The organism is Lonsdalea quercina (assembly GCF_900107885.1).
Lineage (GTDB): Bacteria > Pseudomonadota > Gammaproteobacteria > Enterobacterales > Enterobacteriaceae > Lonsdalea > Lonsdalea quercina.
The window spans coordinates 47,515-70,466 of record NZ_FNQS01000013.1 but is presented as its reverse complement, the minus strand read 5'-3'; the positions used below and the strand labels follow the sequence as shown (position 1 = coordinate 70,466).

Sequence of the window (22,952 nt, the reverse complement as noted above, 5' to 3'; positions counted from 1 at the left end):
CAAAAGCAAGAAGCATTCCACTCTTTTTCCTCTTACTGTCCCCGACGAGAGGTGTGCTAAGGTGCAGCGATACCGTGAAGGGATGAAACGAAAGTTACAGAGGCAGGCATGAAGCAGATTGATGAACGGCTACGCAGCCACTTTAATGCGCTCTCCCCCCAGGAGCGGCGAGTCGCGGAGTTTATTTTCGATCACCTCAACGACCTGATCAGCTACAACAGCGCGGAGCTGTCGCGACTGTGCGGCGTCTCCAAAGCGACCGTCAGCCGGTTGTTCCGCCGTCTCGGCTATCCCAGCTACCGGGAAATGCGCGACGAGCTGCGCACGCTGCGTCAAAGCGGCATGCCGCTGGCCGACAACCGCGACGCGGTGCAGGGCAATACGCTGCTGGCGCGACACTATAAGCAGGAGATGGCGAATCTGACCCAGTGGGTCAATCAGATCGACCCGGTGCAGTTCGGCGCGGTGATCGCCGCGCTACGGCAGGCCCGGCGCGTCTGCCTGATTGGGCTGCGCAACAGTTATCCGGTGGCGCTGCATCTGCGCCAGCAGCTATTGCAGGTGCGGCCGCAGGTCTGCCTTTTGGCGCAGCCGGGGCAGACGTTGGCGGAAGAGCTGGCCGACCTGAATCCGCAGGATGTCGTGATCGTAGCCGCGTTTCGCCGTCGTCCTCGACTGATCCCGTCTCTGCTCGCCCAACTGAAGGAGAAACAGGTCCCGGTGCTGTTGCTGTGCGAGCCGCAGGCCCACACTCTGCAACCGCTGGCGACCTGGACGCTGAGCGCGCCGCTGGACAGCGTCTCCGCCTTCGACAGCTACGCCTCTGCGATGGGGCTGGTCAACCTGCTGAGCAACGCGTTGCTGCATGAAATGTTGCAGGACGGGCGTCAGCGCATCCACCACATTGCCGATCTGTACCAACAGCTGGATGAGCTGGAGCAGCGTTAGGCGGAGTTTCGCCCGGCGTGTGAGCGCCGCATGACTGGCTCGACATCATGGGCAACCTACGTCGAAATGTCAGGTACTCGGTCCACAGGCGTCATTCCGCATGCCTATCGCCATAACGTCCCCTGACGTCAATGCCCTGGAACTTCGGTGATGCGTTGAATAACCCATGATGGCGGCCATGCCGTCATGCCAAAGGACGTGTCGATAGCGCTCAGCGATAAGCCGGTTTTCAGCACCAGAAGAGTGCCATTGCTCTTTTATGGTGCGTTATTTCAGGGCGAGCGTCGTCGTCTTTTCTTCGCCGTCCCCGCAATGCTACTTCCCGCTCACTCTGACAGAAAGCTTATCTACAGGAAGGCCTGCGCTTTTTTTTGCTGTTCATCTCACCCCGCCGACAACCTCATTATTGGCATATATCTTGCTCACTAGTTTGTAACGATAGTTTCATCATTGTTTATTGAGAATCTTTTGTTTCACATTGGCGAACCAGGAGCAGAGCGATGGATATCAGAAAAGGTTTCTTGGCCGTGGTCAGCGCGGCGCTGTTTTTTGTACAGTCTGGGCATGCTCTGGCAGATCAGCTGCAAGACATTGAAAAGCGCGGCGTACTGCGCGTCGCCGTGCCGCAGGACTTCCCGCCGTTCGGCTCGGTCGGCACGGACCTGCAGCCGCAGGGCTACGATATCGACATGGCCCGTTATCTGGCGAGTGAGATGAAACTAAAGTTGCAGCTGGTGCCCGTCACCAGCGCCAACCGGGTGCCTTACCTGCAAACCAACAAGGTGGATCTGGTGATCTCCAGCCTGGGTAAAAACGCCGAGCGCGAAAAGGTGATCGACTTTAGCCGCGCCTACGCGCCGTTCTTCCTGGGCGTGTTCGGACCGAAAGACGGCGATCTCGCCAATCCTCAAGCGCTGGCGGGCAAAAGCGTGGGCGTCACCCGCGGCGCGGTAGAGGATATGGTTCTGACCGACATCGCGCCGAAAGAGGCGCAGTTGAAGCGCTATGAGGACAACAACACGACGCTGTCCGCCTACTTGTCCGGACAGGTGCAGTACATCGCGACCGGCAACCTGGTGGTCGCGGCCATCGCCGCCCAGAACCCCACGAAAGCGCCGGTGGCGAAATTCATGCTGAAGGATTCGCCGTGCTTTATCGGCCTGAAAAAAGACGAGCCCGCTCTGAAGGCGAAGGTCGATGCGCTGATCGACAAGGCGGTGCAGGACAACACGCTGAACGGCCTGTCGCAGAAGTGGCTCAAGGCGCCGCTACCCGCCAATCTGGGCGCGTGACATGACCTATCAGCTTGATTTCGCGGCGCTGTGGCCTTACTGGCCTGAGATGCTGGCCGGTCTGTGGGTCACCCTGCAACTGACGGTGCTGGCCACGGTCGGCGGCATTGCCATCGGCATCGGCGGCGCCGCGCTGCGCAGCGGAAAGCCGAACGTGTTGAGCGGATTGTGGGGCGTTTACGTGGAGGTTATACGCAACACCCCCTTCGTCGTGCAGCTGTTCTTTATCGTGTTCGGACTGCCGAGTCTGGGGCTGAAGTTGACCGCGGGGGAGGCGGCGCTGATCGCCATGCTGGTGAACCTCGGGGCCTACAGCACCGAGATCATCCGCGCGGGCATTCAGGTGACGCCGAAAGGCCAATGGGAGGCCTGCCGGGTGCTGGGGCTGACGCGTACGCAGACGTTTCTGCGGGTGATCCTGCCGCCGGCGCTACAGCGAATTTATCCGGCGCTGGTCAGCCAGTGCATCATCGTGATGCTCGGCTCCTCGGTGGTGTCGCAGGTGTCGTACGAAGAGCTGACCTTCGCCGCCAATCTGATCCAATCGCGCACCTTCCTGAGCTTTGAGGTGTATCTGGTCACCACGCTTCTGTATCTGGCGTTGTCGCTGCTCATGCGCCAACTGCTGATGATGTTGGGGCGACGTTTTCTGGGAACGCAGGGCGCATGATGAACTTTACCGACTGGGATATCGTACGCAACCTGCTGCTGGCGGGACGCTGGACGGTGCTGCTGTCGCTGACCGCGTTCTTCGGCGGCGCGCTGGTGACGCTGCCTTTGCTGCTGCTGCGTTTGACCCGCCGTCCCTGGCCGCTGCGCCTGACCCGCGCTTACGCCAACCTGTTTCAGGGCACGCCGCTGCTGATGCAGCTGTTCCTCGCCTTCTTTGGTCTGGGCCTGTTCGGCATCGACGTCAGTCCGTGGGTGGCCGCCGCGCTGGCGCTGACGCTCTTCACCAGCGCGTTTCTGGTGGATATCTGGCACGGCAGCGTACTGGCGCTGCCGCGCGGTCAGTGGGAAGCCTCGCGCTGTCTGGGGCTGAGCTTCTGGCAGACCTTGAGCCGAGTCGTCGCGCCGCAGGCGATGCGCATCGCCATCGCCCCGACGGTGGGCTTCTCCGTGCAGGTGATCAAAGGCACGGCGCTGGCGTCCATCATCGGCTTCGTCGAACTGACCAAGGCCGGAACCATGCTGAACAATGTCACCTATCAGCCTTTCAAGGTGTTCGGGCTGGTGGCGCTCGGCTACTTCCTGCTGTGTTATCCGCTGTCTTACTACAGCCGCTATTTGGAGAAGAAATTCAATGCCGCTCATCACCCTTAATCAGGTGCATAAGTTTTACGGTCAAAACCACGTGTTAAAGGGCGTGGACCTGGACGTCGAGATGGGCGAGGTGATCTCCATCATCGGACGCAGCGGTTCGGGTAAAAGTACGCTGCTGCGTTGCATCAACGGACTGGAAGGCTATCAGGAAGGTAGCATCAAGCTGGGCGGAATCACCATCACCGACCGGGAGTCTCAGGCGCGTGAAATCAGCCGTTCCGTCGGGATGATCTTCCAAAATTTCAATTTGTTCCCGCATATGACCGCGCTGGAAAACGTGATGCTGGCGCCCCGGTTGGTGCTGGGCAAAAGCGCGACGGAGTGTCGCCGTCTCGGCGAACAGATGCTGGACAAAGTCGGGCTGGGCGAACGGCGGGACTACTATCCCGCCAATCTCTCCGGCGGACAGCAGCAGCGTGTGGCTATCGCCCGCGCATTGGCGATGAATCCGAAGGTGCTGTTGTGCGACGAAATCACCTCGGCGCTGGATCCGGAGCTGGTGGGTGAGGTGCTCAAAGTGCTGGAACAGCTGGCGGCGGAGGGCATGACGCTGATTCTGGTCACCCACGAAATGAATTTTGCCCGCGAGGTCGGCGACCGCGTGGTGTTTATGCATCAGGGCACCGTGTGGGAGCAGGGCGAAGGGAGCCGCCTGTTCGCCCAGCCGCAGACCCCGGAACTGAAACAGTTTATCGCCTCCGTGCGCGGGCTGACCGAAGCCTGACACGCGGCGCAACCGGTACGCCTTTCTGCGTCCGGCGCGGCTACGCACACCATGAATTAAGGACATCAGGAGTTCACCACTATGCAAAGCGAACTGTTCGCTCAAATTAATCCGCCTCATCGTCTGCTGATGGGGCCAGGTCCCATTAACGCCGATCCGCGCGTTCTCCGGGCGATGTCCAGTCAGTTGATTGGCCAGTACGACCCGGTGATGACCGGCTACATGAATCAGGTCATGGCGCTGTATCGCCAGCTGTTTCGTACCGAAAACCGTTGGACGATGCTGGTGGACGGCACCTCGCGATCGGGCATCGAAGCCGTGCTGGTTTCGGCCATCCGTCCCGGCGATCGGGTGCTGGTGCCGGTTTTTGGCCGCTTCGGCCATTTGTTGTGTGAGATTGCCCGTCGCTGCCGCGCCGAGGTGCATACGATTGAAGCGCCGTGGGGCGAAGTCTTTACGCCCGACCGCATTGAGGACGCCGTGAAACGCGTCAAACCGCGTCTGCTGCTGACTGTTCAGGGCGACACGTCGACGACGATGCTGCAACCGCTGGACCAGCTTGGCGACATCTGCCGCCGTCACGGCGCGCTGTTGTACACCGACGCCACCGCGTCCTTTGGCGGGAACCCGCTGGAAACCGATGCCTGGGGGCTGGATGCCGTATCCGCCGGTTTGCAGAAGTGCCTTGGCGGGCCGTCCGGCAGTTCGCCGGTGACGATCAGCGAACGGATGGCTGCGACGATCCGCCGGCGCCAATGCGTGGAGCAGGGGATCCGCACCGACGATCATCAGGATGGCGACGAGGAGAGGGTGTATTCCAACTACTTCGATCTGGGCATGATCATGGACTACTGGGGACCGGAGCGGCTAAACCACCACACCGAAGCGACCAGTATGCTGTTCGCCGCCCGCGAGTGCGCCCGCATTATTCTGGAAGAGGGGCTGGACGCCTGCATCGCCCGCCATGCGTTGCACGGGCAGGCGCTGTTGGCCGGGATCGAAGGTATGGGCCTACAGGCTTATGGCGATCCGGCGCATCGCATGAACAACGTTTTAGGCGTGACGATCCCCGAGGGGATCCACGGGGAAGCCGTACGTAAGCTGCTGCTGGACGATTTCGCCATCGAGATCGGCACCTCTTTCGGCCCGTTGCAGGGCAAGATCTGGCGGATCGGCACGATGGGCTACAACGCGCGCAAAGACTGCGTCATGCAGACGCTGACCGCGTTGGAAGCCGTACTGAATCGGCTGGGCTTCCGCTCGGTGCAGGGCGCGGCGTTGCAGGCCGCGTGGGATGTCTACGCCAGTCAGCAGGCATCGGCATGAGCAACGTGGCGATGACGGCTGCCGAGGCGCTCGACGCCGCGCGGCAGGTCATGGATCGCTGCGATGCGCTGGCGCAGATTTCCGAAAGCGCAGGCCAACTGACGCGGGTCTACCTGTCACAAGAACATCTGCGCGCCAATCAGGTGGTCGGCGAGTGGATGCGTGCGGCGGGGATGCGCGTCTGGCAGGACAGCGTGGGCAATATCTGCGGCCGCTATGAGGGCGAAACGGCCCATGCCCCGGCGCTGCTACTCGGTTCGCATCTGGACACGGTGCGTAACGCCGGTCGTTACGACGGCATGTTGGGCGTACTTTGCGCGCTGGAAACCGTCCGCTACCTGCATCAGCGTCACATTCGGCTGCCGGTGGCGCTGGAGATCGTGGGTTTCGGCGATGAGGAGGGCACGCGGTTCGGCATCACCCTGCTGGGCAGCCGCGGACTGACCGGCACCTGGCCGGCGGAGTGGCTGGCGTGCCGGGATGCCGACGGCGTTTCCGTGGCGCAGGCGCTGACGCAGGCCAAATTGTCTAGCGACGCCATCGGGGAGGCGGCGCGCGCGCCGAGCGAGATTCTGGCCTATCTGGAACTGCATATCGAACAGGGGCCGTGTCTGGAGCAGGCCGGGCTGGCGCTGGGCGTGGTGACGGCGATCAACGGCGCACGGCGGTTGAACTGCGCTTTTTTGGGCCACGCCGGCCACGCGGGCACGGTGCCGATGGGCCAGCGACAGGATGCGCTGGCGGCGGCGGCGTCCTGGATGACGCAGATGGAAGCGCTGACGCAATCGGGCGATCCGCATCGGGTCGCGACCGTGGGAGCGTTGCAGTGTTTGCCGGGGGCGGCCAACGTTATCCCCGGCGAAGTCAGGCTGACGCTGGATATCCGCGGACCGGAAGACGCGGCGCTGGAGGCCTTGCTAAGCCAGTTGCTGCATGCGGCGGAGGAGACAGCGGCGCGGCGCGGATGTCACTTCAGCGCGGAGGAGTATTATCGGATTCCCGCCACGCGCTGCGACGCCAGGCTGCAGGCGATGTTGTCCGACGCCGTGACGACGGTGCAGGGAACGGGCCTGTCGCTGCCGAGCGGCGCGGGGCATGACGCGATAGCCATCGCCGAACGTTGGCCGGTAGGGATGCTGTTCGTGCGCTGTCGCGGCGGCATTAGCCATCATCCCGATGAGTCAGTGCTGACTAACGACGTGGCGCAGGCGGTGCAGGCGTTGCTGCTGACGGTGCAAAGCGTCGCACGCAACGGTCTGAGGTGAGTGTGGAGAATCTCGGGCGCGCCCGTGCGGTTGCGACAAAGGGGGCGAAATAGGGCAGGCTGTATCACCGTCGCTGGAACGATAAGGTGTAAATCGGTTCTGATTGTGGCGCGTGAGGTTTTCGTGAATGGCGGCTCGCGCCACACCGTCTATCCCACCGTCTCTTTATGGACGAAAGAGCATGGCGCATTCGACGCCACGCCTGATAGCCGAAAAGTTAGCGCTGACTCACTTTGTCGGGAACAAGGCGAGAGGCGCGTGCTACAGGTCGAACTTGTCCGCGTCGCGCCAGGCCGGGAAAGCTTCCCGATAGGCCTGTAACGCTTCCAGCGACAGCTCCGCATCCAGACGCGCGGGCTGATTTTCCGGGGCGCTGGCCAGCGTCTGACCCCGCGGGTCGAGGATCACGCTGTCACCCTGATAACGGTGGCCGTTGGCATCGGTGCCGACGCGGTTGCAGCCCGCCACATAGCTCTGATTTTCAATCGCACGGGCCGTGAGCAGCGTCTTCCAGTGATGCGCGCGCGGCGTCGGCCAGTTAGCGACGTACAGCAACAGGTCGTAATCTTGCTGGTTGCGCGCCCAGACTGGGAAGCGCAGGTCGTAGCAGATCAGCGGCATAATGCGCCAACCGCGCCACTCCACCACCAGCTTTTTCTCCCCCGCCTGATAAAACTGATGTTCGTCCGCCATGCGGAACAGATGCCGCTTGTCGTAGCGATACAGCGCGCCGTGCGGATCGGCGAACAGAAAACGGTTCGCCGCGCCTTTCGGCGTTTGCACCGCCACGCTGCCCCCGATGAGCGCGTTAGCGCGCTGCGCCCACTGGCAAAGCCATGCTTCCACCACCGACTGTTCCAGACTGTGTTCGGCGGCTTCCATCGCGAATCCGGTGGTGAACATTTCCGGCAGCAGAATCAGATCGCGCCCCGTGATGTTCTCCAGCAACGCGTCGAAGTGACTCAGGTTGGCTGGGCCATCCATCCATGCCAGGGGTTGCTGCAATAGGGTGATTTTCAAAGTCGACATAGGCGCTCCGCAGCGGCATCCAACGTGGATTCCTGTTTAGCAAAACATAACCGAATCAAAGTATGGGGGAAAGGGTCTGCGCAGAAAACCGACAGCGGAATGGCGGCGACGCCGACGTGTTCGGTCATCCAGCGGCAGAAACTCACGTCATCCTGCGTCGAAATCGCTTTGTAGTCCGCCAGCAGGAAGTAGGTGCCCTGACACGGCAGCAGTTCGAAGCGGCTGGCGGACAGGGCTTTGACGAAGCGGTCTCGCCGCGCTTGGTAAAAGTCAGGCAGTTCGCGCCAGTGTTCCGGATGTTCCCGCAGCATATCGGCAATCGCCAGCTGTGCGGGCGTGTTGACGGCGAACGTCAGGTACTGGTGGATTTTGCGCAGTTCGGCGCTGATAGGCGCGGGCGCCACGCAGTAACCTACTTTCCAGCCGGTCATATGAAACGTTTTGCCGAAGGACGAGACGGCGACCGCCCGCTGACGAAGCTCGGGATGCGCCAGGACGCTGGCATGGCCTTGCGGGTCGAAGCAGATATGCTCGTACACTTCATCGCTCAGCACGTAAATTTCGCGTTCTGCAATCGCCTGCCAAAGGGCATTAAAATCCGACGTTTGCCAGACGGTGGCGGATGGGTTGTGCGGCGTATTGAGGATCACCAGACGGGTTCTATCGCTCAGCAGTTCGGCGAACTTCGCCCAGTCCACCTGGAAGGCGGGCGGCTGTAGCGCCAGACGCTTCACCACGCCGCCGGCCAATTCGATGGCTGGCGCATAGCAGTCATAGCTGGGGTCGAAGCAAATCACCTCGTCGCCCTGGCGCACCAGCGCGCTAATGGCGGCGAACAGGGCTTCCGTCGCGCCAGCCGTGACCGTGATTTCATGATCGACATCCGGTTCCCAGCCATACAGCTGCCCGGTTTTTTCAGCGATGGCCTGTCTCAGCGGCGCGACGCCGGTCATCGGCGCGTATTGATTGGCTCCCTGACTGACGTGAAAGGCCAGACGTTCTTGCAGATAGGAGGGACCATCGAAATCAGGAAAGCCCTGCGACAGATTGATCGCCTGATGTTTCTGCGCCAGCGCGCTCATCTGACTGAAGATCGTCGTGCCGAGGGAAGGAAGTTTACTTTGGGGGATTAGCGCCGCGCTCATGACTGAAAACAACTCCTGCAAACTTGTATAGCTAGCCAATATATCACGCTGTCAACAATTGGCAATCAAGACGCTTGAACGTCTATATGGCTAAACAAATTGCCGCTTGAAAACAGCAAAGCAGACTTATCGTATTGATATGTGGCGCTAATACTGTTTGAAATCGTTTTTAAACTAGTGAGCGATAAAGGAGGGCAGCAACCAGGCATAAACAATCCTGAGGAACAGGAACGCCAGTGCGAACGCTGGCTATTTGGAAGTTAAACCACATAAGGACATATTTGTTTATGAATACCGTAATGAAGAATGTAGATACGATCGATTTTGGCAAGCGTCAATCCATTCGAAATCTCGACGTGTTATCTGGCCCATTGGTGCCGTATGGACCGGCCATTTTCAGGGTGAAACGATTACCCGAATATTTATTGGCTCATCTCCCTCTCCCTTTTGATTCGACGTCCTGTCGGGCCGTCAACGATTTATCTTCAGCGCTACAGGCGGGTCTGCGCGCGATGCTGGCCGCGACTCTTCCGCGCAATTTTCTCCAGTCCGTGTTGCCGATGACGGCGCAGGGGTATGGAACCTCGACGACGGAACCGACCACCTGCGCCTGCGGTCGTGATATTACGCTGGGCGAGCTGCGTAAAATCGCGCCAAAGGCCGATGAAGACAAACTGATGACCTACCTGAAGGCCTTCAATGATGGCTTCGCCAAATATGGGATGACGACATGCAGGGAGAAAGCGCATTTTCTCGCACAGTGTTGCCACGAAAGCCTTGGGTTGGTGTACACCTCGGAGATTAACGGGAGCCAAAAAAGTTATGCGCCGTGGTACGGACGCGGACTGATTCAATTGACCTTTGAAAAGAACTATCGCGCTTACGGCAGCGCCGTGGGGGAGGATGTTTATTCTAATGAAGACAACCGGAATAAACTGACCGTCTATCCGCACTGTGTGCAATCGGCTTTTTGGTTTTATATGGATTATGGCAACCAGAATCTGAATAGTTACGCCAAAAAAGATGATTTCAATATGATCACGGCTCGAATCAACGGCGGTTTCAATGGTTATGACGACCGCTTGCGCTATTTCGATAAGGCCACTGAAGTGCTGAAGTGTGCGCATCTCAACCAATTAAGAAAGTCGAACGGATTCACTTTCGAGGAGAGCGGCATTTATAACAACAAGGTGTATGCGTACAGCTGGGCGCGTTATCACGATCCTCTGAGTAAGGAACAGGGAACGCGTAAAGACAAGGCCGAAGCGCTGGTGGCTTATAAAAGGGCGTTGGCGTTATACCAGGCCGCGAAGGACGCCACCAAGGTCAGCGCGATTCAAACGCGAATAGATAATTTGAGTTAACAGGCAGGGGCTGATTCAGCCCCTTTTTTTATGCCCGGCTCTTCCGAACGCAACAGGCGAATACCGTGACGTCTGCGATGTTGTCAGGAAGCGCGACGGGTTATTTCGCCAGCCTGGAGAGATTATTGATGTCTTCACCAAACGAGCAGAGTTGGTCGGGCATTCGATTTTTATCGGAAGAGTAAGAGAAAAACTGACCGGCAGGTTCAGCTTGAGTCGCGAGATTCTTGAACGAACCCATGCTGTATTCGACACCGTTGATATGGAAGCTGACCACATTGTATTCGGGCGATCTTTCGATGTTTCGACGATAGGTTTGGCTAATTTCCTGCACGGTTTCATCCGCAACATGGCTTTCCCCGTTGAGGATTAATACCAATTTCCCTGCCTGATTTTCCAGCGAGATGCGATCGCCCTTGTCCGTCGGACAATAAAACAGCAGCGTGTCGTCAGGCGACGGCGCGGACTGAGCGGGCGGACAGAAAACGATAAAACAGCACAAAGAAAGAGGGATTTTAACCATCCTTTTCACGGTTTTCTCCTTGGCGGGAAGGGCTGATGATCTTCTTGAGATCCCCGTTTTCTCCGGGTAATCTCTCGCTTTAACGTCCTGCCTGTCATCAGGCGAAGGCGCAGCGGTCAGAGGGCCGACACGGTGAACGTGAAGGGCCGCGAGGCAGACACATCACTGATGTACCAGTGTAGACGCTGTCGGGCGCGGACCTCAACACCGGCCGAACGCCTCCTCATCGAACCCGCGGATTTCTCGCTGCCGGTCAGGCGTGCGGCGCGAGCCAGGCACTTCGCCGTCAGCGCTAAAAGCCTACATCAGCGCTTGAGTCAGAGGTTGTCGTCGCGGGCAGGGTGAGACCGGCACGTTGACCTGTATTCTCTCTGATCTTTATAAAAAATCATGCTCACTGAGCGGCAATAACAACACTGAACGCCGACGGTTGCGTCGGAACGTTTGGGGATTCACCTGCACTGGGAATAGACAATGAGCGATAACGTATATTTGGCCGACCTGCTGGCGGCCTGCCACTGGATCGGCGAAAAAGGCTGGTGTCCCGCCACCGGCGGCAATATGTCCGTCCGTCTTGATGGGGCGCGCAGCCTGATCACGGCATCGGGCAAAGACAAGGGCAACCTGAAACCTGAAGACTTTTTGCAGGTCGACATTGCCACCAACCATGTTCCCTGCGGCCGCACGCCGTCTGCGGAAACCGGTTTGCACACCCTGCTGTATCGTCTCGACGCGCGCATCGGCGCCGTGCTGCATACGCACTCGGTAAACGCCACGGTGTTGTCCCGTGCGGAGAAAAACGACGCCCTGTTGCTGGAAGGCTACGAGATGCAGAAGTCGCTGGCCGGCCAGCGTTCGCATCTGGACCGCGTCACCATCCCCATTTTCGATAACGATCAGGACATTCCTGCGCTGGCCGAACGTGTCGCGGCTCGCCATCGGTCTTCGCCGCTGCGCTATGGTTTTCTGGTGCGGGGCCACGGCCTTTACTGTTGGGGGGAGAGCGTACAAGAGGCGCGCCGCCATCTCGAAGGGCTGGAGTTTCTGTTCCAGTGCGAACTGCAACGACGTGTGCTGGAGGCGCAATGATCAAGGCCATCGTGACTGATATTGAAGGCACCACCAGCGACATTCGCTTTGTCCACAACGTGCTGTTTCCCTATGCCCGCGCTCGACTGGCGCAGGTGGTGGCTCAGGCGGAAGAACGGCCGGATGTCGCCGAGGCGCTGGACGCGCTGCGTATCGAATTAGGGCAGCCAAAAGCCAGCCAAACTGAGCTGGTGGACGCATTGGCGCAATTTATGGATCAGGATCGCAAGTCGACGGCGCTGAAAGCATTACAGGGCATTATCTGGCGCACGGGCTATCAGCAGGGCGATTTTCACGGCCATATTTACGACGACGTGACGCCGCAGCTGCATGCGTGGTTAGAGCAGGGCATTAAGCTGTATGTCTACTCTTCCGGCTCGGTCGAGGCGCAGCAGTTGCTCTTCGGCTACAGCGAGGTGGGCGATTTACGGCCGCTGTTCAGCGGGTATTTCGACACGCGCGTCGGCGCCAAGCGTGAAGTCACGTCCTACCGGAATATCGCCGACGCTATCGCGTTGCCGGCGGCGGAGATCCTGTTCCTCTCCGATATTCATCAGGAGCTGGACGCGGCGCGAAGCGCCGGATGGCAGACCTGTCAGCTGGTGCGCGCCGAGGCAGACCCCCACAGCGATCACCCGCAGGTGAGCCGCTTCGATCACATCGACGTACAGGAGATTTCCTTATGAGCGCACTCACTATTTTCAGCGATCAAGACGCATCCCAGCCGGTCTGGGAGAGCCGGGACGCGGAGGCCATCCGTCAGCGTCTGAACGCCATCGGCGTTCGCTTCGAGCGCTGGCAGGCGGACCGTGCATTAAGCGCCGAGCCTGATGCGGAAGAAGTGCTGGCGGCCTATCAGCACGAAATCGACAAGCTGGTGGCGGAAAAAGGCTATCAGAGTTGGGATGTGATCAGCATGCGCGCCGACAATCCGCAGAAGGAGGCGTTGCGCGGTAAGTTTCTGTCTGAGCATACCCACGGGGAAGATGAAGTGCGTTTCTTCGTAGAGGGCGCAGGGCTGTTCTGCCTGCATGTCGAGGGGCAGATTTTCCAGATCCTGTGTGAGAAGAACGATTTGCTGTCCGTACCGGCGGGAACGCCGCACTGGTTCGATATGGGATCGTCACCGAACTTCACGGCGATCCGGCTGTTCGACAACCCGGAAGGGTGGATCGCGCACTTCACCGGCGACGACATTGCCACGGCCTATCCGAAGCTGGCCTGATTGACTGACTTCAAGCGTCTCCCCACCCGAGCGGCGGGGAGGCGTCTCCTACCGCATTAACGCGACAGCGTCTGCTGAAAAATGCCTTCCCGTACCTGCTCGGGCGTCACCACACCACAATCCAGCACCCAACCGCTAATCAAGGCGGCCGGGGTGACATCAAAGGCCGGGTTATACACCGGCGCATCCTGCGGCGCCCACTGAGTGTGGCCGAAGCTTCCTGACACGCCGGTGACCTCGGCGGTGGCGCGCTGTTCGATGGGGATCGCGCGGCCCTCCGGACAGTGGGGATCGAGCGTGGTGTGAGGCGCGGCGACGTAGAAAGGAATGCGGTGATAATGCGCCAGCACCGCCAGGCTATAGGTGCCGATCTTGTTGGCGACATCGCCGTTGGCGGCGATGCGGTCCGCGCCGACCCACACGGCATCGACTTGGCCCTGCGCCATCAGCGACGCCGCCATCGAGTCGCAAATCAGGCGATAGGGAATACCCAATTCGCCCAGTTCCCAGGCGGTAAGGCGTCCGCCTTGCAGCAACGGCCGGGTTTCATCCACCCATACGTTTTCAATCTTGCCCTGCTGATGAGCGCGCAGCAGTATCCCGATCGCCGTGCCCACGCCCGCCGTCGCCAGTCCGCCGGTGTTGCAGTGTGTCAGCAGCCGGCTGCCGGAGGTGACCAGCGTGGCGCCGTAATCCGCGATGCGATCGCACAGGGCGCGATCTTCCTCAATCAACCGCAGGGCTTCCCGCCCCAGCGCCGGGATCCACTCCGGCGCCGCCAGCGCCTGCTTCATGCGATCAAGATTGTTCATCAGGTTGACGGCGGTCGGGCGTGCCGCGCGCAGCGTCTCAAGCGCGACCGTCAGCGCCTGTCGCGACAGGCCGCCTTCCGCCAGCAGTGCCAGCAGCAAACTCGCCGATAATCCGATGACCGGCGCGCCCCGCACGCGCAGCGCTTTGATGTGTTCTACCAACGCAGGGACGTCCGGGCAGGGATGCCAGACCATCTCCTGCGGCAGCGCCTGCTGGTCCAGGATCCAGAGCTGGTTATCGATAATCTTCAGACTTGTCGTGTTAATGTTTTGCATTCAGGGTTAAATCCGTGTTGCGCTATTGCATCAATTTTTTTATTCTGCCAGTATGCTTTACGGATGTATAGACGTCCAAACGCTTTTATGTCTAAAACAACAATAAAACGACCAACAGCACCACATACCAGGGGATTCGCAATGTCGCAATACCGTACTTTTCACGCAGACGATGCTGTAGCATACGCCCGCCAATACGGCGGCGTGGCAGAGGCACATACGTTGGTCGCCGCCGAGGAGATTGGTGACGGCAACCTGAATCTGGTCTTCAAAATCCGCGATACGCAGGGCGTCAGCCGTGTGATTGTCAAGCAGGCGCTGCCCTATGTGCGCTGTGTCGGCGAGTCGTGGCCGCTGACGTTGGACAGATCGCGCATCGAAGCGGAAACTTTGCTGACCCATGCGCAGTTTTGCCCGCAGCATACCGTCGCGGTGTTGCATTACGATCCCAAACTGGCGGTGATGGTGCAGGAAGATCTGTCCGATCACCGCATCTGGCGTAACGAACTGGTGGCGGGGCGCCATTACCCGCAGGCGGCCTCTCAGCTAGGCGAGTATCTGGCGCAGACGCTGTTTCATACCTCCGACTTCTATCAGCCGCCGCACGATAAGAAAGCGGCCGTCAGCCGTTTCACTAACCCGGAGCTGTGTCAGATTACCGAGGATCTGTTCTTTACCGACCCTTATATCGACCATGAACGTAATCAGTTCGAGCCGGAGCTACTGCCGGACGTACTGGCGCTGCGGGAAGATCGCGCCCTGAAGCGCGCGGTGGCGGCATTGAAACACGGTTTTCTCGCCAAGGCGGAAGCGTTGTTGCACGGGGATGTGCACAGCGGATCGATTTTCGTGGCCGAAGGCAAGCTCAAGGTGATTGATGCCGAGTTCGGTTTCTACGGTCCCATCGGCTTCGATGTGGGGTCGGCGCTGGGGAACCTGCTGTTGAATTACTGCGGCGTGACGGGATTGTTAGAAGCAGAATCGGCAAAGATCGCCCGATCTCAGCGTCTCGAGGAGTGCGCCACGCTATGGCGGACTTTTGCTGAGCGCTTTACGGTGCTGTGCGCAGAGCAAGGTCGTGAGCCTGCGCTGGCGGCTGACGGCTATGCAGAACTGTTTTTGCGTCAGGTGTGGCGAGACGCCGTCGGGTACTGCGGCAGCGAATTGATTCGTCGCACCATCGGCCTGGCTCACGTCGCGGATCTGGACGGTATTGGGGATCCCCAGGCGCGTTTGACCGCGAAAAGACATGCGCTGGCGCTGGGCAGAGCGCTGATCGTCGAAGCGCCGGTTGTCGGCGACATCGACGTGCTTTTGACGCGGATCCGTCAGTTCGACGTCTGATCCACTCCGTATCGCAGTCGGTGCGGCCAGGCCGCCGTCACGACAGGAAAATAGCATTCGTGGCGGTGGTCGACGCATCGAATATTGCGCTCATCGGTCATGGCGGCGCGCCAGCGCTTCAACGCTTGGCGACGTCAGGCGCACAATTCCACTCCTCGTTGTTTCTTCGTGTTCCTTCCCCACATATCGCTGAAGTAAGGGTTCTTTCAGGCAAGAACCACTTGAATGTGTCGCTGTTTTCGAATGAGGGCTTTGCGATATTGGCGCTATGTGGGCGTTGTTCATCTGTTCATAAAACACCGAAGGTTAAAGTCGGTGAGTTGTGGCTATTTTCACCTATCATTTTCATGAGCAGGATTGCATTAACCACCATGAACGCTTGGATTACGGCATCAATGCGCTGATAGAGGGTAGAAGATGAAAAAACGCGCTTGTCATCGACACGATGGCAGCCTGTTACCGTCGGCGGGTATCGCTTACGCGGCCAGTGCTGACCCGTATATTGAACGTGACACGCAGGCTTTGTTAACTGCGCTGAGCCGCGGGGATGGCCCGCCGATTGAGCAACGCTCTCCGGCAGAGGCGCGAAAGGTACTGGCCGATCTGCAGGCGAGCGTCGAAGTAGATCTGTCCGGCACCATCATCTCGCATAAAACGATTCAGGTGGACGGGCATCCGCTGGCGTTGACCATCGTGCGGCCTGACAACGTCGGGGACATGCCGCCCGCGTTCATGTTTTTTCATGGCGGTGGCTGGGTGCTGGGTGATTTTATGGCCCACCAGCGTATGGTCAGGGATTTGGTGCTGTCTTCTCATGCGGCGGCGGTCTTTGTGGACTACACCCTCAGCCCTGAAGCGCATTATCCCGTGGCAATTCATCAGGCCTATGCCGCGACCCAATGGGTGTCTGAGCACGGCGCTGAAATCAACGTCGACGGACAGCGTCTGGCCGTAGTTGGCAATAGCGCTGGCGGTAACATGGCGACGGTGGTCAGCTTGATGGCGAAAGAAAAGGGCACGCCGACGCTTCGTTATCAGGTGCTTTTCTGCCCGGTTACGAATGCCAAATTTGATACGGAATCTTACCAACTTTTTGCGGAAGGCCGTTTTCTGACTCGCGCTATGATGACCTGGTTTTGGGATCACTACACAATTAGCGACGCGCAGCGCGCCGAGATTTACGCATCGCCGCTGAGGGCGAGCGAAGCGCAGTTGAAAGGGTTACCGCCAGCCCTGATCCAAACCGCAGAAAACGATGTATTGCGAGACGAAGGAGAAGCCTATGCGCGTCATCTGAACGCGGCGGGCGTTGATGTCGTGCAGGTGCGTTACAACGGCATGATCCACGACTTTGGTTTTCACAACGCGTTAGTGAACGTGCCGGAAGTTCAGGCCGCGCTAGATCAAGCTGGCAGCTTGCTGAGAAAGCATCTGCAGTAATCACCGCGTGTCGAGAGGCATGTTTTAATGTCTTATACTGCCGATACGTCGGCGGTTTTTTTTCATTCCAGCCGTGCCTTGCAACGTGGTTCTATGTGATGGACGGTGGAAACTGTGCGTTAAATAATCTCCCCTACGTGACCTCCGCCGCGAATCATATCAATCGTTAATTGTCCGCTTCTCCGGGTTTGGGCGATCCGTTACACTGCATGGCAGACCATCGTGATATCACCTAATGAGAGGGTTCCATGTATCAGGACTTAATCCGTAAAGAGCTAACAGAAGCGGCGGATACGCTGAATACCTTTTTGAGCGACAATGCCAATATTCAGTCGATTCAGGATGCGGCGGTACTGCTGGCGGACGCGTTCAAAGCGGGCGGAAAGGTAATCTCCTGTGGGAACGGCGGTTCTCATTGTGATGCCATGCATTTCGCTGAAGAGCTGACCGGCCGTTACCGTGAAAACCGTCCGGGACTGCCGGCGATCGCGATCTCCGATCCGAGCCATATCTCTTGCGTCGGCAATGACTTTGGCTACGACTTTGTGTTCTCGCGCTACATAGAATCGCTTGGACGTGAAGGCGATGTGCTGTTGGGGATCTCCACCTCGGGCAATTCCGGCAATATCATCCGGGCCATTGCGGCCGCGCGCGCCAAGCGGATGAAAGTCATCACGCTGACCGGCAAAGACGGCGGCAAAATGGCGGGATCGGCGGACGTCGAAATCCGCGTGCCGCATTTTGGCTACGCCGACCGTATTCAGGAAATCCATATCAAAGCGATTCATATCCTGATCCAGCTGATTGAAAAGGAAATGGCGGAGAGCTAATCCCGCTGCGCCTACGGTGCATCAGGCAGCATCCCGCACCGGTGCAAAGGCTGTCGTTGCCGCGAAATCGCTTCATCAAGGCGCGGACGGGCGCTCCGCAGAAGATGGGGATGTCACGTTGGCCCTAAGGAGCAGAGCTGCGCTGTTTTTTAGGGCCATTCACACCGCACGGATCTCGCCTGAAGACGCAGGCTAATCACCGCCAGCGGCTCTGACGTTTTCATCGCGGGTCACAGAGGTAAGGAATCCACCATGTGTGAACTGCTTGGGATGAGCGCTAATGTCCCAACTGATATCTGTTTTAGTTTTTCCGGGCTGATGCAACGCGGCGGCCGTACCGGGCCGCATCGTGACGGCTGGGGCATCACCTTTTACGAGGGCAATGGTTGCCGTACGTTCAAAGATCCGCTGCCTAGCGCCACGTCGCCCATTGCACAGCTGGTACAGAAGTATCCCATCAAGTCCTGCGCCGTGGTGTCTCATATCCGCCAGGCCAACCGCGGTGCGGTGGCGCTGGAAAACACCCATCCGTTTACCCGCGAGCTGTGGGGGAGAAACTGGACGTTCGCCCACAACGGTCAGTTAAAAGGCTATCGCAGCCTGAAAACCGGAACCTACCGCCCGGTAGGGCAGACAGACAGCGAATACGCCTTCTGCTGGCTGCTTCACCATCTCTCGTTACGCTATCCCCGTACGCCATCTCACTGGCCTTCGGTCTTTCGCTATATCGCATCGCTGGCGGAAACGCTGAGCAAAAAGGGCGTGTTCAACATGCTGTTGTCCGATGGACATTTCGTGATGGGGTATTGTTCCACGCGGCTATGCTGGATTACGCGCCGTGCGCCATTCGGCAGGGCGACGCTGCTGGATGATGATGTGGAGATCGATTTTCAACAGCAGACCACGCCGGATGACGTGGTCACCGTGCTGGCGACGCAGCCGCTGACGGGGAATGAAACCTGGCATCAGATCGAGCCAGGCGAGTTCGTGTTATTCCACTTTGGTGAGCGCATAGTTTGAAAACGGGTTCTTGTTCGGCGTCGCCTGATTCACCATATACTGGCCGTTAAACACCGCAACGGCCGGGGGCTGGTGGTGCTGGTTGAAGTAGGCGTAGCCCGGCTGCAACTGCTGCCAGAAATTGGCGTAGGTAGAATTGCGATGCCGCTGCAGGTTTTTGTCCGTCATGCGGAACGGGTAAATCGCCAGTTCGACTTTCGCCTGCCCGTTCAATAGCGCCCGCTCGACGTAGGTGTAGATCTCATCGATGTACTGATTGGTCATCGCATAACAGCCGACCGATACGCACTCGCCGTGAATCATGAGATAGCGTCCGGAATAGCCCTGGGCACGGTCATATTCGTTGGGAAAACCGACGTTGATGGCGCGGTGAAATCGGCTATCCGGTTTAAGCTGATGCAAATCGACCTGATAAAATCCTTCCGGACTTTTCATATCGCCTTCCACACGTTTGGGACCGAGACCGCCCGAGTATTTGCAGATGGGATAGCTTTGCACCAGACGATAGTCGGTGCCGATTTTGGCATACAGCTCCAAAAGCCGCTCTTCTTTGAAGATTTGAATATAAACCGGCGAGCCTAACGCCTGCTGCTTGAAAGAGGTCGTGACCGGAATGACTTCGCTCGCATAGCTGGTAACAAATACGGAAGGCAAAAAAAACAGCGTCGCAAATGACAGTGCGATTTTTTGCATTGATGGATCCTGATAACTGAAGCTGTGTGACATACGGTATTTTTGTGGTGTCGTCCCGTATTCCTGTGCCTAAGGCGGTGTAGCGCTGTCACATTAGCACTGCGTTTATTTTATTCAAGTGGGAAATTATGTCAGACGCAAACAGCGGTGAAAGAGAGGTCGGACCGGGGGCGTCATCGTGGCCGGAATGACGGCTCCGCGCCCAGCCGATAAGGCGCGAGAAGGTCAGGGCAAAGCACCGGTAACACGACGATTTTATTAAGAAACTTATTGGCATCAACCCGTCTGAGGCAGAAAAGGGAAACCCTCCCTGAGACAGGAAGCGAGCGCGAGCCATTTTTCTTTTAGCGTATTTTCCACGAAAATCGGGCGGATGAGCGCGCCGTCAGGGCCTTTGACTTTCGCGGTTCACTGGCGCGACGTGGCTCCGGTGGTGGAGCTGCTTGCATCATTCCATATTGGTACTGTATTTTTATACAGATACCGGAGGGGATATGCGCAAGATTATTCATGTCGATATGGATTGCTTTTACGCCGCCATTGAAATGCGGGACAACCCGCGCCTGCGCGATATTCCCCTTGCCATCGGCGGCAGCGCGCTGCGCCGCGGGGTGATCAGCACCGCCAATTATCCCGCTCGCCGTTACGGCGTACACAGCGCAATGGCGACCGCGACCGCTTTGCGACTCTGTCCGCATCTGACTTTGCTGCCGGGACGTATGGAGGTGTACAAAGCCACCTCCCTCCAGATCCGTCAGATCTTTGCCCGCTATACCGAACTGATCGAACCTTTATCGCTCGACGAAGCGTATCTCGATGTCACCGACAGTCTTCACTGCAACGGCTCCGCCACGCTGATGGCGCAGGAAATACGTCAGACCATTTTCGATGAGCTGAATCTGACTGCCTCCGCGGGCGTCGCGCCCATCAAGTTCCTGGCGAAAGTGGCCTCGGAGCAGAACAAACCCAACGGGCAGTTCGTCATTACGCCCGCTGAGGTGGATGACTTCATTCTGGCGCTGCCGTTGGCGAAGATCCCCGGCGTCGGTAAAGTGACGGCCAGCCGGTTGTCCGAGCGGGGGCTGCATACCTGCGCCGACGTGCGGCGTTATGATTTGTCCGCGCTATTGAAGTCGTTCGGCAAGTTCGGGCGTGTGCTGTGGGAGCGCTGTCATGGTATTGATGAACGCCAAGTGTTGCCTGACCGGCTGCGTAAATCCGTCGGCGTCGAGAAAACGCTGGCGGAGGATATTCACGACTGGCCTCAATGCGAAGCGCTGATCGAAACGCTGTATGACGAGCTGGAGGTGCGGCTGCGTCGGGTGAAGCCGGATCTGCATATCGCGCGTCAGGGCGTGAAGCTGAAATTCGACGATTTTCGGCAGACCACGCAGGAGCACGTCTGGCCGGTGCTGAACAAACAGGATCTCATCCAGTTGGCGAGGCAGACCTGGGAGCAGCGGCGGGAGGCGCGCGGCGTTCGGCTGGTGGGATTACACGTGACGCTACTGGACCCGCAGCTGGAGCGACAGCTGGTATTTAACTGGGAGCGTTAATCGAGGGCGCTTGGCGCCGCATCCGGCGAGGTTTCCAGCCGGATGCGGGAAGGGCAGGCGATGAACGCCTTAGCGTTTCTCTGGGATGGCTTTCAGAACCGCAGTCAGCAGTTGCCAATAGAGGCCGACGCTGACGATATTTACCCGCTCATCCGGCGAGTGCGGTCCGGTGATGGTCGGGCCGATAGAAACCATATCCATCTCCGGATAAGGCTTCTTAAACAGCCCGCATTCCAAACCGGCGTGTATCACCTGAACGCTCGGCGTTTTATCGAACAGCTGCTGGTAGGTTTCCCGCACCAGTTGCATGACCGGCGATTGCGCGTCCGGCTGCCAGCCCGGATAGCCGCCTTTGGGACGCGTTTCCGCGCCGGCCAGCTGTCCCAGCGACGTCAGCATGCTCACCACATAGTCCTTGCCGCTGTCGATCAGCGAACGGATCAGGCAGTGCACTTCCGCCTGTGTCTCCGTCATGGTGATCACGCCGACGTTAAGCGAGGTTTCCACCACGCCTTTCACCTCGTCGCTCATGCGGATGACACCGTTAGGGATCGCGTTGAGCAGGGCCACTAGCCGATCGCGGCTATCTGTGGTCAGGGCTGCGGCGGCGTCCGACGTCGGTTCGACCAGAATAGTGATGTTTTTTTCCACCGCGGCCAGTTCGTGTTTCAGTACGGCCACATAGTCCTGCGCTGCCGCTTTCAGCGCAGCGATTTTATCTTCTGCGATGGCCAGCGTGACCGCGCTTTCGCGCGGGATGGCATTGCGCAGCGTGCCGCCGTTCAGGTCGAGAAGACGCAGGTCCAGCGTTTTCGCCTGCTCCGCCAGGAAACGGCCCAGCAGTTTATTGGCGTTGCCCAGCCCCAGGTGAATATCGCAGCCGGAATGACCGCCTTTCAACCCTTTAATCACCAGCTTCATCACCTGATAGCCCGCGGGCACCGCTTCCCGCTGCAGCGGCAGACGCGTCAGGAAATCGATCCCGCCCGCGCAGCCCATGTAGACTTCGCCTTCCTCTTCCGAGTCGGTGTTGATCAGAATCTCTCCCTGCAGCCAGTTCGGTTGCAGGCCGAAAGCGCCGTCCATGCCGGACTCTTCCGTCATGGTGAGTAGCACTTCGAGCGGACCGTGTTCGACGCTGTCGTCGGACAGGACGGCCAGCGTAGACGCCATGCCGATACCGTTGTCAGCGCCCAGCGTGGTGCCGCGCGCTTTCACCCACTCCCCGTCGATATATGGCTGAATCGGATCTTTCGTGAAATCATGCGCCGTATCGTTGTTTTTCTGCGGCACCATATCCAGATGCGCTTGCAGCACGACCGGCTTGCGGTTTTCCATGCCCGGCGTCGCCGGTTTGCGCAGCAGAATGTTGCCGACGCGATCGCGCTCTGAATGAATGCCGCGCGCCTGCGCCCATGACAGAATGTGCGCCGCCAGCGCCTCTTCATGATAGGAGGGATGCGGAATGGAACAGATCGTGGCAAAAATATCCCACAAGGGCTGTGGGGAAAGCTGAGACAATTCAGACACTATTCACGTCTCCTTTTCAGCAGCCTAAGTCCGCGTCTGGCGCGTGAGGCGCTACAGGTTAAAAAAATGATCGCGCTTGAGCGCGGCGATCGGGCATCATGAAACAGAGTATCACTTTCCCGCCGCCGGGGAGAGTCTGTCAATCCTGGTGGCGAAGAATCGGCTGAGGTGGCTGGCAGCGGGCGGATTGCTAACGAT

The 22,952-nt window shown here is 58.8% G+C and carries 23 protein-coding genes; 17 read left to right on the top strand and 6 right to left on the bottom strand.

Going from position 1 to position 22,952, the window contains the following annotated elements; translation table 11 throughout:
- Positions 1 to 108 precede the first annotated feature (108 nt).
- The 7 genes from BLU64_RS15380 to hpxK all read left to right on the top strand — a co-directional run bounded on the left by BLU64_RS15380 (position 109) and on the right by hpxK (position 6,878).
- Positions 109 to 948 carry a MurR/RpiR family transcriptional regulator gene (locus BLU64_RS15380; protein WP_026743265.1) on the top strand — a complete coding sequence of 280 codons (840 nt, stop codon included), beginning with the start codon at positions 109 to 111 and terminating at the stop codon, positions 946 to 948.
- 500 nt (positions 949 to 1,448) lie between these two features.
- Positions 1,449 to 2,240, top strand: a complete 792-nt coding sequence (locus tag BLU64_RS15375) for a transporter substrate-binding domain-containing protein (protein ID WP_099049264.1) — start codon at positions 1,449 to 1,451, stop codon at positions 2,238 to 2,240.
- A 1-nt stretch (position 2,241) separates the two neighbouring features.
- A complete protein-coding gene (locus BLU64_RS15370) occupies positions 2,242 to 2,910 on the top strand; it encodes an amino acid ABC transporter permease (protein ID WP_026743263.1) in 669 nt (222 codons plus the stop codon).
- On the top strand, positions 2,910 to 3,563 hold the full coding sequence (locus tag BLU64_RS15365; protein ID WP_327062231.1) for an amino acid ABC transporter permease: 654 nt from the start codon (positions 2,910 to 2,912) through the stop codon (positions 3,561 to 3,563). The genes BLU64_RS15370 and BLU64_RS15365 overlap by 1 nt, the downstream gene beginning before the upstream one ends.
- Entirely contained in the window at positions 3,544 to 4,287 is a 744-nt protein-coding gene (locus BLU64_RS15360; RefSeq protein ID WP_026743261.1) for an amino acid ABC transporter ATP-binding protein, read from the top strand. The genes BLU64_RS15365 and BLU64_RS15360 overlap by 20 nt, the downstream gene beginning before the upstream one ends.
- Positions 4,288 to 4,368: 81 nt before the next feature.
- Positions 4,369 to 5,613, top strand: coding sequence for a pyridoxal-phosphate-dependent aminotransferase family protein (locus tag BLU64_RS15355; RefSeq protein WP_074729311.1), 1,245 nt, complete (start codon positions 4,369 to 4,371; stop codon positions 5,611 to 5,613).
- A complete protein-coding gene (gene hpxK / locus BLU64_RS15350; RefSeq protein WP_026743259.1) occupies positions 5,610 to 6,878 on the top strand; it encodes an allantoate amidohydrolase in 1,269 nt (422 codons plus the stop codon). Before BLU64_RS15355 ends, hpxK begins: the two co-directional genes overlap by 4 nt.
- Before the next feature lie 261 nt (positions 6,879 to 7,139).
- Here hpxK and BLU64_RS15345 read toward each other — a convergent pair whose 3' ends face one another.
- Positions 7,140 to 7,907 (bottom strand): amidohydrolase, encoded by a 768-nt coding sequence (locus BLU64_RS15345; protein ID WP_074729309.1) that lies wholly within the window; start codon positions 7,905 to 7,907, stop codon positions 7,140 to 7,142.
- Entirely contained in the window at positions 7,895 to 9,052 is a 1,158-nt protein-coding gene (locus BLU64_RS15340) for a pyridoxal phosphate-dependent aminotransferase (protein ID WP_074729307.1), read from the bottom strand. Before BLU64_RS15340 ends, BLU64_RS15345 begins: the two co-directional genes overlap by 13 nt.
- Before the next feature lie 299 nt (positions 9,053 to 9,351).
- Between BLU64_RS15340 and BLU64_RS15335 the strand changes: the two genes are divergently transcribed.
- Positions 9,352 to 10,416 carry a glycoside hydrolase family 19 protein gene (locus BLU64_RS15335; protein WP_175527822.1) on the top strand — a complete coding sequence of 355 codons (1,065 nt, stop codon included), beginning with the start codon at positions 9,352 to 9,354 and terminating at the stop codon, positions 10,414 to 10,416.
- A 100-nt stretch (positions 10,417 to 10,516) separates the two neighbouring features.
- Here BLU64_RS15335 and BLU64_RS15330 read toward each other — a convergent pair whose 3' ends face one another.
- Positions 10,517 to 10,948 carry a hypothetical protein gene (locus BLU64_RS15330; RefSeq protein WP_139171522.1) on the bottom strand — a complete coding sequence of 144 codons (432 nt, stop codon included), beginning with the start codon at positions 10,946 to 10,948 and terminating at the stop codon, positions 10,517 to 10,519.
- Between the two features lie 465 nt (positions 10,949 to 11,413).
- Here BLU64_RS15330 and BLU64_RS15325 point away from each other — a divergent pair, with 465 nt between their 5' ends.
- From BLU64_RS15325 to BLU64_RS15315, 3 genes are read left to right on the top strand one after another with little or no spacing between them, the layout of a single operon-like run.
- On the top strand, positions 11,414 to 12,028 hold the full coding sequence (locus BLU64_RS15325; protein WP_026743255.1) for a methylthioribulose 1-phosphate dehydratase: 615 nt from the start codon (positions 11,414 to 11,416) through the stop codon (positions 12,026 to 12,028).
- The gene (mtnC, locus tag BLU64_RS15320; protein WP_074729306.1) at positions 12,025 to 12,714 is read left to right on the top strand and encodes an acireductone synthase; all 690 of its coding nucleotides are present in this window, start codon (positions 12,025 to 12,027) and stop codon (positions 12,712 to 12,714) included. Before BLU64_RS15325 ends, mtnC begins: the two co-directional genes overlap by 4 nt.
- A complete protein-coding gene (locus BLU64_RS15315) occupies positions 12,711 to 13,253 on the top strand; it encodes a 1,2-dihydroxy-3-keto-5-methylthiopentene dioxygenase (protein ID WP_026743253.1) in 543 nt (180 codons plus the stop codon). The genes mtnC and BLU64_RS15315 overlap by 4 nt, the downstream gene beginning before the upstream one ends.
- Before the next feature lie 56 nt (positions 13,254 to 13,309).
- On the opposite strand, the gene mtnA is transcribed toward BLU64_RS15315, so the two are convergent.
- On the bottom strand, positions 13,310 to 14,341 hold the full coding sequence (gene mtnA, locus BLU64_RS15310) for an S-methyl-5-thioribose-1-phosphate isomerase (RefSeq protein ID WP_074729304.1): 1,032 nt from the start codon (positions 14,339 to 14,341) through the stop codon (positions 13,310 to 13,312).
- 141 nt (positions 14,342 to 14,482) lie between these two features.
- Between mtnA and mtnK the strand changes: the two genes are divergently transcribed.
- The 5 genes from mtnK to BLU64_RS15290 all read left to right on the top strand — a co-directional run bounded on the left by mtnK (position 14,483) and on the right by BLU64_RS15290 (position 18,975).
- Positions 14,483 to 15,685 (top strand): S-methyl-5-thioribose kinase, encoded by a 1,203-nt coding sequence (mtnK, locus tag BLU64_RS15305; RefSeq protein WP_074729302.1) that lies wholly within the window; start codon positions 14,483 to 14,485, stop codon positions 15,683 to 15,685.
- A gap of 59 nt (positions 15,686 to 15,744) precedes the next feature.
- A complete protein-coding gene (locus BLU64_RS17285; protein WP_139171521.1) occupies positions 15,745 to 16,089 on the top strand; it encodes a hypothetical protein in 345 nt (114 codons plus the stop codon).
- A 13-nt stretch (positions 16,090 to 16,102) separates the two neighbouring features.
- Positions 16,103 to 17,125 (top strand): alpha/beta hydrolase, encoded by a 1,023-nt coding sequence (locus tag BLU64_RS15300; RefSeq protein ID WP_036153179.1) that lies wholly within the window; start codon positions 16,103 to 16,105, stop codon positions 17,123 to 17,125.
- A 248-nt stretch (positions 17,126 to 17,373) separates the two neighbouring features.
- Positions 17,374 to 17,955, top strand: coding sequence for a D-sedoheptulose 7-phosphate isomerase (lpcA, locus tag BLU64_RS15295; RefSeq protein ID WP_026743249.1), 582 nt, complete (start codon positions 17,374 to 17,376; stop codon positions 17,953 to 17,955).
- 252 nt (positions 17,956 to 18,207) lie between these two features.
- On the top strand, positions 18,208 to 18,975 hold the full coding sequence (locus BLU64_RS15290; protein ID WP_074729300.1) for a class II glutamine amidotransferase: 768 nt from the start codon (positions 18,208 to 18,210) through the stop codon (positions 18,973 to 18,975).
- Here the strand turns inward: BLU64_RS15290 and dpaA are convergent.
- Positions 18,946 to 19,668 (bottom strand): peptidoglycan meso-diaminopimelic acid protein amidase, encoded by a 723-nt coding sequence (dpaA, locus tag BLU64_RS15285; RefSeq protein ID WP_026743247.1) that lies wholly within the window; start codon positions 19,666 to 19,668, stop codon positions 18,946 to 18,948. The two genes, BLU64_RS15290 and dpaA, sit on opposite strands and share 30 nt — an antisense overlap.
- Before the next feature lie 494 nt (positions 19,669 to 20,162).
- On the opposite strand from dpaA, the gene dinB reads away from it, so the two are divergent.
- Positions 20,163 to 21,224 carry a DNA polymerase IV gene (dinB, locus tag BLU64_RS15280; protein WP_026743246.1) on the top strand — a complete coding sequence of 354 codons (1,062 nt, stop codon included), beginning with the start codon at positions 20,163 to 20,165 and terminating at the stop codon, positions 21,222 to 21,224.
- Between the two features lie 69 nt (positions 21,225 to 21,293).
- Here dinB and pepD read toward each other — a convergent pair whose 3' ends face one another.
- Entirely contained in the window at positions 21,294 to 22,754 is a 1,461-nt protein-coding gene (gene pepD / locus BLU64_RS15275; protein ID WP_074729298.1) for a beta-Ala-His dipeptidase, read from the bottom strand.
- Between the last annotated feature and the right edge of the window lie 198 nt (positions 22,755 to 22,952).

Coding starts and splice junctions, on each gene's coding strand:
- BLU64_RS15355 (WP_074729311.1), top strand. CDS start 4,369: ATGCAAAGCGAACTGTTCGCTCAAATTAATCCGCCTCATCGTCTGCTG.
- dinB (WP_026743246.1), top strand. CDS start 20,163: ATGCGCAAGATTATTCATGTCGATATGGATTGCTTTTACGCCGCCATT.
- lpcA (WP_026743249.1), top strand. CDS start 17,374: ATGTATCAGGACTTAATCCGTAAAGAGCTAACAGAAGCGGCGGATACG.
- mtnC (WP_074729306.1), top strand. CDS start 12,025: ATGATCAAGGCCATCGTGACTGATATTGAAGGCACCACCAGCGACATT.
- BLU64_RS15335 (WP_175527822.1), top strand. CDS start 9,352: ATGAAGAATGTAGATACGATCGATTTTGGCAAGCGTCAATCCATTCGA.
- BLU64_RS15370 (WP_026743263.1), top strand. CDS start 2,242: ATGACCTATCAGCTTGATTTCGCGGCGCTGTGGCCTTACTGGCCTGAG.
- BLU64_RS15290 (WP_074729300.1), top strand. CDS start 18,208: ATGTGTGAACTGCTTGGGATGAGCGCTAATGTCCCAACTGATATCTGT.
- hpxK (WP_026743259.1), top strand. CDS start 5,610: ATGAGCAACGTGGCGATGACGGCTGCCGAGGCGCTCGACGCCGCGCGG.
- BLU64_RS15360 (WP_026743261.1), top strand. CDS start 3,544: ATGCCGCTCATCACCCTTAATCAGGTGCATAAGTTTTACGGTCAAAAC.
- mtnA (WP_074729304.1), bottom strand. CDS start 14,341: ATGCAAAACATTAACACGACAAGTCTGAAGATTATCGATAACCAGCTC.
- BLU64_RS15345 (WP_074729309.1), bottom strand. CDS start 7,907: ATGTCGACTTTGAAAATCACCCTATTGCAGCAACCCCTGGCATGGATG.
- BLU64_RS15375 (WP_099049264.1), top strand. CDS start 1,449: ATGGATATCAGAAAAGGTTTCTTGGCCGTGGTCAGCGCGGCGCTGTTT.
- BLU64_RS15300 (WP_036153179.1), top strand. CDS start 16,103: ATGAAAAAACGCGCTTGTCATCGACACGATGGCAGCCTGTTACCGTCG.
- BLU64_RS15340 (WP_074729307.1), bottom strand. CDS start 9,052: ATGAGCGCGGCGCTAATCCCCCAAAGTAAACTTCCTTCCCTCGGCACG.
- BLU64_RS15380 (WP_026743265.1), top strand. CDS start 109: ATGAAGCAGATTGATGAACGGCTACGCAGCCACTTTAATGCGCTCTCC.
- BLU64_RS15315 (WP_026743253.1), top strand. CDS start 12,711: ATGAGCGCACTCACTATTTTCAGCGATCAAGACGCATCCCAGCCGGTC.
- mtnK (WP_074729302.1), top strand. CDS start 14,483: ATGTCGCAATACCGTACTTTTCACGCAGACGATGCTGTAGCATACGCC.
- BLU64_RS15365 (WP_327062231.1), top strand. CDS start 2,910: ATGAACTTTACCGACTGGGATATCGTACGCAACCTGCTGCTGGCGGGA.
- dpaA (WP_026743247.1), bottom strand. CDS start 19,668: ATGCAAAAAATCGCACTGTCATTTGCGACGCTGTTTTTTTTGCCTTCC.
- BLU64_RS15325 (WP_026743255.1), top strand. CDS start 11,414: ATGAGCGATAACGTATATTTGGCCGACCTGCTGGCGGCCTGCCACTGG.